The organism is Labrys wisconsinensis, assembly GCF_030814995.1.
GTDB classification, from domain to species: Bacteria; Pseudomonadota; Alphaproteobacteria; order Rhizobiales; family Labraceae; genus Labrys; species Labrys wisconsinensis.
In genome coordinates this window covers 731,653-747,339 of the sequence record NZ_JAUSVX010000001.1, presented here as the reverse complement: position 1 = coordinate 747,339, position 15,687 = coordinate 731,653, and the positions used below count along the sequence as shown (strand labels likewise).

Below are 15,687 nucleotides of genomic sequence, written 5' to 3'. Positions count from 1 at the left end.
CCGTGGCTTGCTTCTTGCGTTGCAACCATCCCGAGAGGCGCAGGGCGAGACACTCGTTTCGTTCCTGAGCGTCGGTCGGGGGGTGGCGTACCATGCTGGGACGTATCGTCGAGATCGAGGGCGAGGGGCGCCGCCTGTCGCTCGAGCGCGGCTTCCTGACGGTGTCCGGGCCGGACGGACCGCTCGGCCGCGTGCCGCTCGACGATATCGAGGCGGTCATCCTGTCGAATCCGGCGGCGAGCTTCACCACGCAGGTAGTGGCGGCGCTGGCCCGGCGCGGCGCGCCCTTCGTCGTGTGTGGTAACGATTTCAACCCCGCTGCCTATCTCCTGCCTGTCGACGGCCACCACGCCCAGGGCGATCGGGTCGAGGCGCAGGCCGAGGCCAGCCTGCCGACCCGCAAGCGGCTCTGGGCCGATCTCGTCCGCGCCAAGATCCTGGCCCAGGCCGCGGCCCTGGAGCGCGCGGGCGCCAACCCCGTACCGCTGCGAGCGCTGGCCGAGCGGGTCCGCTCGGGCGATCCCGGCAATATCGAGGCCCAGGCGGCACAGCGCTATTTCCCGTCTCTGTTCGGCAGGGGCTTCCACCGCTACCGCGACGGTGGCGGCTGCAACGGCCTGCTGAACTACGGCTACACGGTGCTGCGGGCCGCAACCGCCCGCGCCATCGTCGGCGCCGGCCTGCACCCGTCGCTGTCGCTGCAGCACCGCAGCAAGGGCAATGCCCTGCGCCTCGCGGACGACCTGATGGAGCCGTTCCGGCCGGCGGTCGACCTGCTGGCGAGGGACCTGACCCTGGAAGGTCGGGAGGCCGTTGATACGGCGGCCAAGCGCCGGCTGGCCGAGATTCTCCACGCCGATTACGAGACGGAGGAGGGGGCTGCACCCCTGTCGAACGTGCTCGGCCGGCTCACGGTGTCGCTCGCGCAGGTCTTTGTCGGCGAGCGCAGGAAGCTCGTCCTGCCGCGCTCGCCGCTGCCCCTGCCCGCGGGCGCTGCCAGGGCCGACGGGACCGTGTGATGGGGGCCAATTCACTGCTGTCGGGGTATCGAATCTTGTGGATCATGGCCCTCTTCGACCTGCCGGTGCTCACCAAGGCCGAGCGCAAGCGCGCCACGAAGTTCCGCCAGTTCCTGCTGGACGAGGGATTCTCGATGATGCAGTTCTCCTGCTACATCCGCTACACCGCGGGCAAGGAGCAGGCCGAGGCGATCACCAGGCGCATCGGCCGGGCCGTGCCGAATCCCGGCACGGTGGAGGTGATCTGGTTCACCGACAAGCAATACGAGGGCATCCAGAGCTTCCGCGGCCGCGCCTCCCAACCGCGCCCGTCGAAGCCGGACCAACTCACGCTGTTCTGATCGCTGAAATTCGCGCCGGTGTCGACGAATTGAGGCTCCGCAAGCGGTTTTTCGAGGCGGACAAGCTGCAAAAACCCCCTGAAAACAAGGCGTTTTCAGGGGGCCGTTCTAGCAAGGAACGCGGCGCGGCCCAACCGCAACGGCTGGAGATGTCAGGTTCTTGCGGGCCTCGTTCTAGCAAGGAACGCGGCGCGGCCCAACCGCAACGCCGGCAGCGGCATCGCTGCGCACAGCGCCGTTCTAGCAAGGAACGCGGCGCGGCCCAACCGCAACCGCAAAAGCGGCCTCGTCCTCAATCAGGGTGTTCTAGCAAGGAACGCGGCGCGGCCCAACCGCAACAGGATGATCTTGGCGTCGTTGTAGGCATCGGTTCTAGCAAGGAACGCGGCGCGGCCCAACCGCAACCTTATCAAAGCGATAGTGATATTGCATTCAGTTCTAGCAAGGAACGCGGCGCGGCCCAACCGCAACTGCTGGCGGCGGCTGGCTTTCTGGCAGATCGTTCTAGCAAGGAACGCGGCGCGGCCCAACCGCAACAGACAGGGGAGAGAGGAAGACGTCGGCAGAAGTTCTAGCAAGGAACGCGGCGCGGCCCAACCGCAACGGTCTCATCAGGCAGCGCATCACGCTGCTAGTTCTAGCAAGGAACGCGGCGCGGCCCAACCGCAACTAAGCAAAGCGCCGCCCCGCGTCGGTCTGCGTTCTAGCAAGGAACGCGGCGCGGCCCAACCGCAACGTAGTCAATGGCGCCAAGCGTGCATAGGCCGTTCTAGCAAGGAACGCGGCGCGGCCCAACCGCAACGTGAGGCCGGCGAGGTGTGGCGGCGTGTCGGTTCTAGCAAGGAACGCGGCGCGGCCCAACCGCAACACAGACCGCGACTTGTCGTCCGCCACCCTGGTTCTAGCAAGGAACGCGGCGCGGCCCAACCGCAACTTGTAGACATGTGTCGCTTTGTCGGTGCGCGTTCTAGCAAGGAACGCGGCGCGGCCCAACCGCAACAAGCCCATGGCGTCGGACAACTGTTGCGACGTTCTAGCAAGGAACGCGGCGCGGCCCAACCGCAACAGGTCGCTGAGGCGCACGCCTGCGTCGGGAGTTCTAGCAAGGAACGCGGCGCGGCCCAACCGCAACAGATGGATCTCCATCGAGGGCGCCTTGCCCATTCTAGCAAGGAACGCGGCGCGGCCCAACCGCAACCGGCGGCGGGGTTGGGCGAGCACGACGGCCGTTCTAGCAAGGAACGCGGCGCGGCCCAGCGGCGACCAGATCGACCGACGATCATTGAAGTCGAGCCTTCCAGTACGGGGCGCCGCGCGCAGCCGCATCGGCGATAGGAGCGCGCAGGGGGAGCGGGGACCGCGAAAGAGCGACGTCGCGCTTCTGTCGGTCATCGGAGAGCCGCCCGGCCCCGAGGGCTGTCGAAGTCGGCTCTGTTCCAGGATCTGAAATTTTCGTCTTGTTCCACAAGATGGAACTTCTAAGATGGCGGCCGTGAACGTGATCGCGAAGCGCGTCCTTAGAGAGTTCTGGCAGCGTCATCGCCAAGCCGAAGCGCCTTTGTCAACCTGGTACGTTCAGGCTGCCAAGGCAACCTGGGCGAGTCCACAGGATATCAAGGACGCGTTCGGCAGCAGCGTGGATTTCGTCGGCGATAACCGCGTCATTTTCGACATCGGTGGCAACAAGTTCCGCCTGATCGTGCACGTCGCCTACCGCCACAGGGCCGTACTGATCAAATTCGTCGGAACGCATGCCGAATATGACCGGATCAACCCGGAGATAGTGTGATGGACAACATCCGACCGATCCGCACCGAGGCGGACTATGAATGGGCTCTCGCGGAAGTGGCACCGTATTTCGACAGGGAGCCGGAGCCTGGATCACCCGAGAGCGACCGCTTTCTGGTCCTGGTGGATCTGATCTCCGCTTATGAGGAGAAGCACTACCCCATGCCCGATCCCGACCCGATCGACATGATACGCCATGTCATGGAGCAGAAGGGCTATGCTCAGAAGGATTTCGCCGACCTGCTGGGCTCCAAGTCCAGAGCTTCCGAAATCCTGAAGCGCAAGCGCCCGCTCACCATGAACCAGGCCTACAAGCTCAATCGCGAATGGGGGGTCCCGGCCGAAGCGCTGATCAGGCCGTACCACACGGGAGATGCCGCGTAGCCCGCTCGCCGCCGGAAGACGGCAGACCCGCCCCCGGAGGGGCCGGCATCGCGTCCACCTACCCCCGCATCCGCGCGCCCTTCGGGTCGAACAGCGGCTCGGCCGCCATGCGCGCCGGACGGCGCTCGCCGATGATCTCGATCTCGTAGGGGGCGGCGGGGTCGAAGGCCTCGGCCTTGACATAGCCGAGGGCGACGGAGGCCTGCGACCAATGGGCGTAGCCGCCCGAGGTCACCCAGCCGACCACCGTGCCGTCGCGCCAGATCGGCTCGTCGCCGATGACGTCGGCGTCATGCGCGTCGACGATGAAGGTGGCGAGGCGCTGGACCGGGCCCTGGTCGCGGGCCCGCAGCATGGCGTCGCGGCCGACGAAGGCGGGCTTCTGGGTCGAGACGAAGCGCTCGAGCCCCGCCTCCCACGGCGTGTAGATCGGCCGGTATTCGCGCGACCAGGAGCCGAAGCTCTTCTCCAGCCGCAGCGAGTTCAGCGCCCGGGCGCCGAAGAGAGTGATGTCCAGGTCCTCGCCCGTGCGCTCCAAAAGATCGAACAGCGCCCGCTGGTGCTCGGCCTTGACCCAGAGCTCGTAGCCGAGGTCGCCGGTATAGGTGACGCGCCCGACCACGGCCGGGATGGCGCCGACGTCGAAGCGGTCGATCGCCATGAAGGGGAAGGCCTGTTTCGAGACGTCCCGGCCGGCGAGGCGCGCCAGCAGGTCGCGGGATTTCGGCCCGGCGATCTGCAGGCCCGTGAGGTCGAGGCCGAGGCTGCGCACGGCGACGCCGCTGGTCGGTAGCCGGCTCAGGAACCAGCGCATATGGTATTGCTCGGCCAGGCCCGAGCCGAGGATCAGGAAGCGGTCCGCCGTCTCGCGCGCCAGGGTGAAGTCGCCGATCAGCATGCCCTTCTCGTTCAGCATCGGCGTCAGCACCATGCGGCCCTCGGCCGGCAGGCGGTTGGGCAGCAGCGTCTCCAACCAGGCTTCGGCGCCCGGCCCGGTCACCTCGTATTTGGCGAAGTTGGAGATCTCCAGGAGGCCGACGCCCTCGCGCACCGCCTTGGATTCGGCGCCGACATGGGCAAAGTCGCTGGAGCGGCGGAAGGAGAAATCGTCCTTCGCCTGCGCCTTGGACGGGGCGAACCAGAGCGCGTGCTCCAGCCCGACCATGTCGCCGAACACGGCGTTGCGCTCGGCGAGGCGGTCATAGACCGGCGTGGTGCGGAAGGGGCGCGCCGCCGGCAATTCCTCGTTGGGGAAGCGGATGCGGAAGCGCCGGGCGTAGTTCTCGCGCACCTTGGCGTTGGTGTGGCCGAGCGTGGTCCAGTCGCCGTAGCGGGCGACGTCCATGCCCCAGACGTCGAAGCCCGGATCGCCCTCGACCATCCAGTTGGAGAGGGCGAGGCCGACGCCGCCGCCCTGGGAGAAGCCGGCCATGACGCCGCAGGCGACCCAGAAATTGCGGAGGCCGCGGATCGGGCCGACCAGCGGGTTGCCATCCGGGGCGAAGGTGAAGGGGCCGTTGATGATCTTGCGGATGCCGGCCCGCTCGAAGGCCGGGAAGTGGCGGAAGCCGATCTCGAGCTGCGGCGCGATGCGGTCGAGGTCGGGCTCCAGGAGGTTCTGGCCGAAATCCCACGGCGTGGCCTTTTCCGACCAGGGCCGGCAATCGTGCTCGTAGGTGCCGAGCAGGATGCCGCCGCGTTCCTGGCGCATGTAGATCTCGCCCTCGAAATCGAGCGCGGTGATCATCTCCTTGCCGGTCGTCCGGTTGATCTCGGCGACCTCCGGCATGTCCTCGGTGAGCATGTACATATGCTCCATGGCGAGCACCGGCAGCTCCAGCCCGACCATGCGGCCGACCTCGCGCGCCCACAGCCCGCCGCAATTGACCACGTGCTCGGCATGCACGGTGCCCTGCTCGGTGACGACGTCCCAGCTGCCGTCCTCGCGCTGCACGAGGTCGGTGATGCGGTTGCGCAGCACGATCTCGGCGCCCTTGATCCGGGCCGACTTGGCATAGGCATGGGTGGTGCCGTAGGGGTCGAGATGGCCCTCGAACGGGTCCCACATCGCGCCGGCGAACTCCTTCTCCTCCATCAGGGGCAGCAGCGCCTTGGCCTCGGCGGCGGAGATGATCTCGGTATGCATGCCGAGATAGCGGCCCTTGGCGTGCGCCATCCTGAGCCAGTCCATCCGCTCCTTGGTGCCGGCGAGCATGACGCCGCCGGTGAGGTGCAGGCCGCAGCTCTCACCCGACAGCGCTTCGATCTCCTTGTAGAGCTCGACGGTGTATTGCTGCAGCTTGGCGACGTTGGGGTCGCCGTTGAGCGTGTGGAAGCCGCCCGCCGCATGCCAGGTGGAGCCGGCGGTGAGCTCGGCCCGCTCGATCAGCATCACGTCGGTCCAGCCGGCGCGGGCGAGGTGGTAGAGCACGGAGCAGCCGACGACGCCGCCCCCGATGACGACGACACGCGCATGGGATCTCATGCCGAAGGACCTCCGGTCGAGGGAAGGGGAGAGGAAGGCAGGGGTGCGCAGACCGGCACCGCAGCGCGACGGTCGTCGTCAAAACGCGACATTTCAGCCCATGACGCCGAGGTTCTCGCGTCACGTGCTGCTCCGCGCACTGCCCATGACGAGGCGGACTTCGTGGCGGAAAAAGGGGCAGGCGTGTGGGCGGCGGCCTCCCGTGCCTGGCGCCTCAGGCCCCGGCCGGCTCCTTGCGCCGCAGGCTGAGGCCGATGCCGATCGCCACCAGGAACAGCGCCGCGAACATGCCGAAGGCGGCGCCGATCGAGGCGCGCGTCACGATCTCGCCGACGAGATAGGGGGTGGGCAGGCGCGGCAGCGCCGAGGCGAAGGCGACCAGGGCGAGCGAGGCGGAGGGTGCCAGCGGCGAGCGGGCGACGGCCGTGGCGAAGCCGCAGGGCACCACGCAGGCGGTGCCGAGGCCGATCAGGCCGAAGCCGGCGGCGCTGACGGCGAAGGTCGGGCTGACGGTGACGATGGCCAGGCCCACCAGGGCCACCGCCAGCGACAGCACCAGGAGCAGCGGGTCGCCGAAGCGCCGGCGCAGCGGGTCGGCCTGGAAGCGGATCAGGGCCTGGGCCAGCGCGAACACAGCCGCCCCGGTCCCGGCCCAGGCGGCGAAGTCCGGCGCCTGCTCGATCAGAAGCGGCGCCGACCAGGCCGACGCCGTCATCTCGCCCGCCATGGAAATGCCGACGACCACGCCCAGCAGCGCCAGGATCAGGCGTCCGCCGCCCCCGGCCGCCTGCACGCCGCGCGGCGGGTCGATGCCGCGGTCCGGCGTGCCGGTCGCGAGCATCAAGACCGCCAGGGCGAACAGGGCCGCACCCAGCATCGAGACCGCCCAGGTCCCGAGATTGGCCGCGAGCCAGCCGCCCGAGAGGGCGCCGATCGCCATGCCGAGCGAGGCTCCGCCATGCAGCCCGGCCAGGATCGGACGGCCCTTGTCTGCCTCCACCCGCGTGCCTTCGGCGTTCATGACCAGGTCGATCAGGCCGGTGATCAGACCGAAGACGGCGAAGGCGGCGAAGAAGAGCTGGGCCGAAGGCGCTTGCAGCAACGCCGCCAGGGCGAGGCCCTGCGCCGGCAGGCTGACCAGCAGGATGCGCTTCAGCGACACCCGCCGTGCCAGCCACCCGCCCGACGACATGCTGACGATATAGGCCAGCATGAAGACCGTGAGCGCGGCACCGAGCAGGCGCGGGGTCACGCCGGCCTGGCGCACCACTTCCGGCAGCGAGCCGCCCCACAGGCCCGTTGCGGCGCCGAAGGCCAGGAAGGTGACAAAGATGGCCGGATGCGCGCCGGAGGCCAGCGCACGGGACGGGGATTCGAGGACGAGCGACATCGGAGGGGCCGGGAGCGAAAACCGCGCCGTCTCCGTGGGTCGGACGACATCGGACGATTCGCGTTGTCGCAGGTGAATGTGACGGAAACAATGTGGCCGCGAGCCGCAGGCGCAAACGTTTTGCCGATGTGGTTTTCCGGTCGAACGGGGGATGGGCAAGGATATTCGCGAAGCACGTCCGGCCGGTGGAACGGGCCAGGCAGGACGAAGCGCGCGAAAGCCTTCTCCAACGCAGTTGGGGAAGGTGCCCATGCGGAGCATGGGCGGACGGGGTGTGGCGGGCAGGTCCGAGACGGTGTTCGGCTGGCATGGACGGCAGTGCAAGTCCTGCAGGTGTCGAGACCAGCGGGCCACACCCCATCCGACCCGACTTCGTCGGGCCACCTTCCCCACCTTCGGTGGAGAAGGCTCTGGTCGCGCCATGCTCGGTTCCCGGCCCGATTCCGCTTCCCGGTGCCCTCATCTCCGCGCCCATAGGCTTGACCCGGCCGTCTCCCGCCTCAGAAGTCCGTCGGCGCGCCGCCCTCGGCCTTGCGGCGGGCGACGAAGGCGGTGAGCTCCTCGCGGATGGCGGGATCCATCGGCGGCTCCTCGTAGGCCGCCAGCCGTGCCTTGTAGAGGCGGTTGGCCGCGTCGTAGCCGGTGGGCGAGCCGGCCTCGCGCCAGGTCTCGTGGTTGCGCCAGTCCGAGATCATCGGGGCGAAGAAGGCGGTGCGGTAGCGCGCCTGGGTATGGGCGCAGCCGAAGAAATGGCCGCCCGGCCCGACCTCGCGCATTGCCTCGATGGCGAGCTCGTCCTCGCCGACCGCCAGCGGCGTCAGGAACGCCGAGATCATGTCGAGCAGGTCGGCGTCGATCACCATCTTCTCGAAGCTGGCCTGCAGGCCGCCCTCCATCCAGCCGGCGCCGTGCATCAAGAGGTTGACGCCGCCCATCACGGCGCCCCAGAGCGAGAACACGCTCTCATAGGCGGCCTGGACGTCGATGGTGTTGGCGGCATTGGTGTTGGAGGAGCGGTAGGGCAGGCCGTAGCGCCGGGCGAGCTGGCCGCCGACCAGGGCCGCCTTCATCTGCTCCGGCGTGCCGAAGGCCGGGGCGCCGGACTTCATGTCGACATTCGAGGTGAAGCCGCCATAGCCGAAGGGCGAGCCCGGGCGCACCGATTGCGCCACCACCAGGCCGGCCAGCGCCTCGGCGTTCTGCTGGGCCACCGCCCCGGCGATGGTGACGGGCGCCATGGCGCCGGCCAAGGTGAAGGGCGTCAGCACCACCGCCTGGTTGCGCCGCGCCATCTGGATGATGCCCTCCAGCATCGGGATGTCGAGGCGCAGCGGCGAGTTGGAGTTGATGATGGTGAACAGCGAGGGCTCGCGCTCCAGCGTCTCGTGGTCGATGCCGCGGGCGATGCGGACCATCTCGATCGCGTCGACATTGCGCTCCTTGCCGAGGGAATAGGCGTGGATCGCCTTATCCGACAGGGTCAGCATGTCGAACAGCGCTTCCAGATGCCGGACCGAGGCATGGATGTCGGCGGGCTCGACGGGATAGCCGCCCCACAGGTGCACGGCGTCGAGGGTCTGGCCGAGCCGGATCAGGTTCTGGTAGTCGCGCTTGTTGCCGGGCCGGCGGCCGCCGTCGCGGTCGGAGACGTTGGGGGCGCTGGCCACCGAGCAGAAGGCGAGATGGTCGCCGCCGAGCACGACGCTGCGCTGCGGGTTGCGGGCGTGCAGGGTGAAGCTCTGCGGGGCGAGGCCGATCTTGGAGAGCACCAGGCCGCGGTCGAAGCGCACGCGGTCGGAGCTCGGATCGACGTCGGCGCCCTCGGCCTTCAGCAGCGCCTTGGCCTCCTGGTGCAGCACGTCGATGCCGATCTCCTCCAGCACCCGGAGGGAGGCGAGGTGGATCGCCTCCAGCTCGTCCTCGGAGACGCCCGGCGTCGGCGGAAACGGGCGGCGCGGCTGCGGCCGCACGGCATGGGACGCGGCGCCGGCACGGGTGCGCTCCTCCCGGCCGCGGCGGCGGGGCCGCTCGCTGGTGTCGGCGGAAAGCTCCATGGTCATCCCCTGGCGGGTTGCGGCTCAGATGACGAAAACTAGCGCGCCGCCAGGACCCCCGCCACGACGAAACCGGCCTATCGGTTTTTTGCATGAGCTCATCGCATAAAGGCGCGCCCGCCGATCCCGGCGGCCGCTAAGAGTGATGGCGCAAGCCGACCGGGGACGCCGTCATGACCTATGTCCAGACCAGGATGCCGCGCATCACGGGCGGCCCGGGAGCACGCGAGGCCACCGGCGCCCTGACGGCGGCGCTGACCGGCGTCGGCGCCCATGTGGTGCTGGTGGCCGATCCCGGGCTGAAGGCGACCGGGCTCGCCGACGACGTGCAGGCCTCGCTCGCCAAGGCCGGCCTCGGCGTCTCGGTGTTCTCCGAATTCGGCGGCGATCCGACCGTGGCCTCGGCCGACGCGGCCGCCGCGCTGGCGCGCCGCACCCGGGCCAAGGCCGTGGTGTCGCTCGGCGGCGGCTCGGCCCTCGACCTCGGCAAGGTGGTGGCGGCGATCGCCACCACGGCGGCGACGGCGCGCAAGTCCGCGGTGGACTACGAGCTGTGCAAGCGCCCGTTTCCGAGAAAGCGCCTCGCCTCGATCGTCATCCCGACCACGGCGGGCACCGGCTCGGAGGTGACGCGCACGGCCATCCTCACCCGGGCCGACAAGGCCAAGGTCTGGCTCTGGGGCGAGGAGCTGAAGGCGGACGAGGTGATCCTCGACCCCGAGGCGACGCGCTCGCTGCCCCCTTTCCTCACCGCGGCCACCGGCATCGACGCGCTGGTGCATGCGCTGGAAGCCTCCACCAACGCCAATGCGACGGCCTTCAACAATCTCTTCGCCCATGAGGCCATCCGCCTCGTCGCCGGCCATCTCGAGCGGGCGGTGCAGGACGGCGGGGATCTCGCCGCCCGCGAAGCCCTGCAGCGGGCGGCGGCGCTCGGCGGGGTCGCCATCGACAATTGCGGCACGGCCGTCGCCCACAATATCGGCCATGCCCTGGCCTCGCTCCGGCCGATCCATCACGGCCGCTCGGTGGCGCTCGGCCTGATCGCCACCCTGCCCTGGAACGTCGCCGACGACGACGGGCGCTTCGCCGCGGCGGCGGCGGCCATGGGCGCGCCTTCCGCAAGGGCGCTGCCGGCGGCGTTCGAGGCGCTGACCCGGGCCGTCGGCCTGAAGGTGGCGCTGGCCGAGGAGTTCTCCGGCGTGACGCCGGAGCGCCTGGCCGAGCAGATGGGGCGGCCGGAGAACGCGGCGATGCGGACGTCCAACCGGCGGCGCATCGAGGACACCGACCTCCTGGCCTTCGCCCGGACGGTGCTGACGCAGGCCTGACGCCGGACCAGAGAGGGGAGGAGCCGCCATGCTTGACAAGCCCGCCACCCGCGCCGACTGGGAGCGCAAGGCCGCGGCGTTGCGGCCGGAGGGCCGTGCCTTCATCGACGGCGCCTATGTCGCGGCGGCGGACGGGGCGACCTTCGCCAAGGCCTCGCCGATCGACGGCCGCGTCATCGCCGAGGTCGCCGATTGCGGCGCCGCCGACATCGATGCGGCGGTGCGCGCCGCCCGCGCCGCGTTCGAGGACGGGCGCTGGCGCAACCTGCCGCCGGCGGAGAAGAAGCGCATCCTGCTCGCCTTCGCCGAGCTGATCCGCGGCGATCTCGAGACGCTGGCGCTGCTGGAGACGCTCGACGTCGGCAAGGTGATCGGCAATTCGCTCGCCGTCGACGTGCCGTTCTGCGCCCAGTGCATCCAATATTACGCGGAGTTCGCCGACAAGCTGGTCGACGAGGTCGCGCCGACCGGGCCGGGCGACCTCGCCCTGGTCAGGCGCGAGCCGCTCGGCGTCGTCGGCGCCATCGTGCCGTGGAACTATCCGCTGATCATCACCGCCTGGAAGATCGGCCCGGCCCTGGTGGCCGGCAATTCGGTGGTGCTGAAGCCGGCCGAGCAGTCGCCGCTCTCGGCCCTGCGCCTGGCCGCGCTGGCGAAGGCGGCCGGCCTGCCCGACGGCGTCCTCAACGTCGTGCCCGGTTTCGGCGAGACCGCGGGCAAGCCGCTGGCCCTGCACGGCGACGTCGACATGATCGCCTTCACCGGCTCCACCGAGGTCGGCAAGCTGATGCTGCGCTATGCCGGCGAGAGCAACATGAAGCGCGTCGCCCTCGAATGCGGCGGCAAGAGCCCGCATGTGGTGCTGGCCGACGCCGATCTCGACGCGGCGGCGTCGGGCATCGCCTGGGGCATCTACTACAACCAGGGCGAGACCTGCCATGCCGGCTCGCGGGTGCTGGCGCACCGCTCGATCAAGGACGCGCTGGTGCAGAGGATCGCCGCCGTGGCCAGGGAGCAGATCCCGCTCGGCCACCCCCTCGATCCCGCCGCGCAGATGGGGGCGCTGATCGAGCAGGGCCACATGGAGCGCGTGCTCGGCTATATCGGCATCGGCCGGGCCGAGGGCGCGCGCATCGCCTGCGGCGGATCCCGGGTCATGCAGGAGACCGGCGGCTTCTATGTCGAGGCGACGATCCTCGACGACGTCGAGCCCGGCGCGCGCGTGGCCCGCGAGGAGATCTTTGGGCCTGTGGTGGCCGTCTCGACCTTCGACACCGAGGCGGAGGCGACGGCGCTGGCCAACGACTCCATCTACGGCCTCGCCGCGGCGGTGTGGACCCGCGACATGAACGCCGCGCACCGCCTCACCGGGGCGATCCGGGCCGGCACGGTGTGGGTCAACTGCTTCGACCGCTCCTCCCCGGCGACGCCGTTCGGCGGCTTCAAGCAGTCCGGCTTCGGCCGGGACCGCTCGCCGCACGCCATCGAGAAGTACATGGACTTCAAGACGGTGTGGACGGCCTACACGTGAGCGGGCGGGGCGCCTTTCGCACGGGCATGGCAGGGTTCGCGCCGGTGTCGCCTGGACGGCGCGACGCCGCGTCCGGTACCGCCAGTGTTCGCGTGGATGGCCGGGGCAAGCCCGGCCATGACGGTCGCGGGTGGGGTCTCCGTTGCGCTCAATGGGGGCCACGGCGGCTCTGCGCGGTCCCGTCGGCAGAAACCGCGGGTCGTACGCCGCAGCTTAGGTCTCGCGGGGAACCTCACCGTCATGGCCGGGCTTGACCCGGCCATCCACGCGAACGCTGCCGTCGGCAATCAACGGCACCGTTCCCACCCTCCATGTCGTGCACTCCGCCACCCCTGAAACCCGCGAGCCGCCCATGAAGATCACCGGCATCGAGATCAGCCATCACCGCCTGCCGCTCGACCCGCCCTTCCATGCGAGCTGGGACACGCAGCCGCGCGTCGCCTTCGACGCCACCATCGTGCGCGTCACCACCGACGAAGGCCTCGTCGGTATCGGCTCGGGCGATACCATGACCGGCTTTGCCGGGCACGAGCGTTTCTTCGTCGGCCAGGACCCGCTGGCGATCGAGCGCCATTACCGCATCCTCACCAACATCCAGTTCCATTACGGCCGCTGCTGGCCGCTCGACCTGGCGCTGTGGGATCTCGCCGGCAAGATCACGGGGCAGCCGGTGTGGAAGCTGCTGGGCGGCCTCTCCGACCGCATCCCGGCCTATGCCTCCTCCGGCACGCTGCGCCAGCCCGAGGCGCTGGCCGATGCGGCCGAGGCCTATCTGGCGCGGGGGTTCAAGGCGCTGAAGATCCGTTTCCATCGCGGCGACTGGCGGGCCGACATCAAGGCGCTGGAAGCGGTGCGCGGGCGCATCGGCAACCGGCTCGAGCTCATGGTCGACTGCAACCAGGGCTGGCGCATGTCCTGGGACGCCTATGCGCCCTGGACCCTGAAGGAGGCTGTGCCGGTGGCGCGCGAGCTGGAGCGGCTCGGCGTCTACTGGATGGAGGAGCCGCTGCACCGGGCGGACAGGGAGGGCATGCGGCGCCTGCGCGAGATGGTCGACATCCGCATCGCCGGCGGCGAGATGACGCGCGAGCTCTCCGAGTTCCGCGATCTGATCCGCGACGGCTGCCTGGACGTGCTGCAGCCCGACGCCGCCCTGGTCGGCGGCATCACCGGCCTGCGCCGGGTGGCTGTCATGGCGCAGGAGAACAATGTCCTGTTCACGCCGCATACCTGGACCAACGGCATGGGCGTCGTCGCCAATTGCCACCTCACCGCCGGGCTCTGCGACGCGCCCTTCGTCGAGTTCCCCTACGATCCGCCGGAATGGAGCACCAAGCGCCGCGACTTCATGATGGCGACGCCGCTGGAGGTCGATGCCGACGGCATGATCGTGCTCTCCGGCGCGCCGGGCCTCGGCTATGCCCTCGACGAGGCGGTGCTGGCGAAGACGCGGATCGGGTGAGGGCGCGCGTCAATGCATGGCGGCGTCGAGGTGCTTGCGCCAGCCGCCGGCGTCCAGCTCCTGCCGCAGCCAGGCGTCGACCGCCGCCTTGAGCGCCGGGTCCCGCCGCAGGAGATAGGCCTTCTCGTCATGGGTGAAGGGGGCCGTCACCGCCGCCGGGCAGAGCACGCCGGGATGGAGCCTCGCCTGCAGGTCGACCTCGACGCCGTCGCTGACCATGACGTCGGCCTTGCCGGCGACGATCTCCTCGAAGATCGTCTTGTTGTCGGGGTAGACCTCGATCGGCGCCCTGGCGAAATGCTCGTGCGCGAACGTATCGTTGGTGCCGCCGGGATTGACCACCACGTGGACGGAGGGCTGGTCGATCGCCGCGAGCGAGACGTACCTGTCCTTGTCGGCGCAGCGCACGATCGGCCGCTTGCCGTCGCTGAGCGTGGCAATCGAGAAGTCTCCGGCCTCGGCCCGTGCCGGGTTCACCGAAATGCCGCCGACCACCATGTCGAACTTGCCGGCCTTGAAATCGTCGAGCAGGGTCTTCCAGGTGGTGGGCACGAACGCCGCCCTGACGCCGAGATGGGCGGCGAGGTCGCGGGCCATGTCGATATCGGCCCCTGTCAGGTCGCCGGCGGCCGTCCGGTACGTGAAGGGCTTGTAGTCGCCGGTGGTGCCGATCCGGATCACGCCGGCCTCGCGGATGGCTGCGAGGGCGGATGGCTCGGCCCGGACCTGCGAGGCCGCCGCCAGCACGGCGAGGGCGAGCGCCGGCAAGAACGATCCTTTCATGCATCCCTCCGTCCCCGCGGCGCCGTCATGCTGCACGGCGGGCCGTTCCTCGAGAAACACACGCCGCCTCAGCGGCCGGCCACCGGGCGTCTGCGCCGCCGCAGCGCCTGCCGCCGCTCCCACCAGATCAGGCCGAGGCTGGAGCCGACGATCAGGACGGCGCCCAGCACGACATGGATGCCGGGAATCTCGGCCCAGATGAGATAGCCGTAGAGGAAGGCCCAGACCAGGCCGGTATATTCGATCGGCGCGATGGCCGAGGCCGGGGCGTAGCGGAAGCCTTCGTAGAGCACGTATTGGCCGACGGCGCTGGCGATGCCGAGGGCGATCATCAGGCCCCAGCCGGCGGCGTCGGGCGTGCGCCATAGCCAGGGCAGCGTGGCGGCGCAGACCAGCGCGAACAGGAAGCTGCTCGCGAGCATCTGGTTGAGGGTGGTCTCGCTGCGGCTGACCAGGCGGACCAGCACCACGCTCCAGGCCCAGCAGAAGGCGGCGAACAGCACCATGGCGGCGGGCTTGAGGTCGGGCGCGCCGGTCGGGTTGGCGGCGACCAGCACGCCGGCGAAGCCCGCGAGCGCCGCCAGCCAGCGGGCCGGGCCGACCTGCTCCTTCAGGACGAAGATCGACAGCACCACCACCATGACCGGCGCGCCGAAATACATCGTCGTCAGCTCGGCCAGCGGCAGGTGGCGGGCGGCCGAGTAGTAGGAGAACCAGGCGGCCAGGATCAGCCCCGCCCGCAAGGTGAGCGATCCCTTGTTGGGGCTCGCCCAGATCGGCGGATGGCCCTCGCGCCGGGCGAGGATCGCGGCGAAGACGACGATCATCACGCTGCGCACGAACAGGATCTGCGGCACGGCATAGTCGGCCACCAGCCATTTCACGATCGCGTCCTGGATCGAGAAGAAGGCGTAGCCGAGAGCAGCCAGCGCGATGCCGGTGAGGGGGCGCTGTTCGAGGTCTTGCGAAACGCGGAGCACGCGAACCTGCGGGCGCGAGGAGAATGGTCTTCTTCCATAGCACGCGCCAGCGCCTCTAGGATTTGTTTCAATCCGTCATGACGCTGCCGCCTTATGTCGCAGATGGAACAGGCCGGGCGCCGTCGCGCGCCATGATGGC

Annotated in this window: 12 protein-coding genes and 1 CRISPR repeat array; of the genes, 7 read left to right on the top strand and 5 right to left on the bottom strand. The window is 69.6% G+C overall.

All coding sequences use genetic code 11. The features are described 5' to 3' along the window. Window positions 1–92: 92 nt before the first annotated feature. The 4 genes from cas1 (at window position 93) to QO011_RS03350 (ending at window position 3,532) form a co-directional block, all read left to right on the top strand. Complete coding sequence (gene cas1, locus QO011_RS03365) at window positions 93–1,019, top strand: type II CRISPR-associated endonuclease Cas1 (RefSeq protein ID WP_307267647.1); 927 nt, start codon at window positions 93–95, stop codon at window positions 1,017–1,019. 44 nt (window positions 1,020–1,063) lie between these two features. Then, entirely contained in the window at window positions 1,064–1,360 is a 297-nt protein-coding gene (cas2, locus tag QO011_RS03360) for a CRISPR-associated endonuclease Cas2 (protein ID WP_307267645.1), read from the top strand. Window positions 1,361–1,465: 105 nt separating this feature from the next. Then, window positions 1,466–2,624: direct repeats of the CRISPR family, unit length 36 nt; unit sequence GTTCTAGCAAGGAACGCGGCGCGGCCCAACCGCAAC. Window positions 2,625–2,852: 228 nt separating this feature from the next. Then, a complete protein-coding gene (locus QO011_RS03355; RefSeq protein ID WP_307269210.1) occupies window positions 2,853–3,149 on the top strand; it encodes a type II toxin-antitoxin system HigB family toxin in 297 nt (98 codons plus the stop codon). Further along, window positions 3,149–3,532 carry a helix-turn-helix domain-containing protein gene (locus tag QO011_RS03350; protein WP_307267641.1) on the top strand — a complete coding sequence of 128 codons (384 nt, stop codon included), beginning with the start codon at window positions 3,149–3,151 and terminating at the stop codon, window positions 3,530–3,532. The genes QO011_RS03355 and QO011_RS03350 overlap by 1 nt, the downstream gene beginning before the upstream one ends. 58 nt (window positions 3,533–3,590) lie before the next feature. Here QO011_RS03350 and QO011_RS03345 read toward each other — a convergent pair whose 3' ends face one another. The 3 genes from QO011_RS03345 to QO011_RS03335 all read right to left on the bottom strand — a co-directional run bounded on the left by QO011_RS03345 (window position 3,591) and on the right by QO011_RS03335 (window position 9,467). Further along, window positions 3,591–6,017, bottom strand: a complete 2,427-nt coding sequence (locus QO011_RS03345) for a GcvT family protein (protein ID WP_307267639.1) — start codon at window positions 6,015–6,017, stop codon at window positions 3,591–3,593. A gap of 214 nt (window positions 6,018–6,231) precedes the next feature. Next, window positions 6,232–7,407: an MFS transporter gene (locus tag QO011_RS03340; RefSeq protein ID WP_307267636.1), complete on the bottom strand. Its 1,176-nt coding sequence runs from the start codon at window positions 7,405–7,407 to the stop codon at window positions 6,232–6,234. A gap of 500 nt (window positions 7,408–7,907) precedes the next feature. Continuing rightward, the gene (locus QO011_RS03335) at window positions 7,908–9,467 is read right to left on the bottom strand and encodes a trimethylamine methyltransferase family protein (RefSeq protein WP_307267633.1); all 1,560 of its coding nucleotides are present in this window, start codon (window positions 9,465–9,467) and stop codon (window positions 7,908–7,910) included. Between the two features lie 167 nt (window positions 9,468–9,634). Between QO011_RS03335 and QO011_RS03330 the strand changes: the two genes are divergently transcribed. From QO011_RS03330 to QO011_RS03320, 3 genes are all read left to right on the top strand, one after another. After that, window positions 9,635–10,792: an iron-containing alcohol dehydrogenase gene (locus QO011_RS03330; protein WP_307267630.1), complete on the top strand. Its 1,158-nt coding sequence runs from the start codon at window positions 9,635–9,637 to the stop codon at window positions 10,790–10,792. Window positions 10,793–10,820: 28 nt separating this feature from the next. Beyond that, window positions 10,821–12,323, top strand: coding sequence for an aldehyde dehydrogenase family protein (locus tag QO011_RS03325; RefSeq protein ID WP_307267627.1), 1,503 nt, complete (start codon window positions 10,821–10,823; stop codon window positions 12,321–12,323). Between the two features lie 352 nt (window positions 12,324–12,675). Then, window positions 12,676–13,785, top strand: a complete 1,110-nt coding sequence (locus QO011_RS03320; protein WP_307267623.1) for a mandelate racemase/muconate lactonizing enzyme family protein — start codon at window positions 12,676–12,678, stop codon at window positions 13,783–13,785. A gap of 9 nt (window positions 13,786–13,794) precedes the next feature. Here the strand turns inward: QO011_RS03320 and QO011_RS03315 are convergent, their stop codons facing one another. Both QO011_RS03315 and QO011_RS03310 read right to left on the bottom strand, forming a co-directional pair. Beyond that, entirely contained in the window at window positions 13,795–14,568 is a 774-nt protein-coding gene (locus QO011_RS03315; protein WP_307267620.1) for a transporter substrate-binding domain-containing protein, read from the bottom strand. Window positions 14,569–14,636: 68 nt separating this feature from the next. Further along, entirely contained in the window at window positions 14,637–15,548 is a 912-nt protein-coding gene (locus QO011_RS03310) for a DMT family transporter (RefSeq protein ID WP_307267619.1), read from the bottom strand. Window positions 15,549–15,687 lie beyond the last annotated feature (139 nt).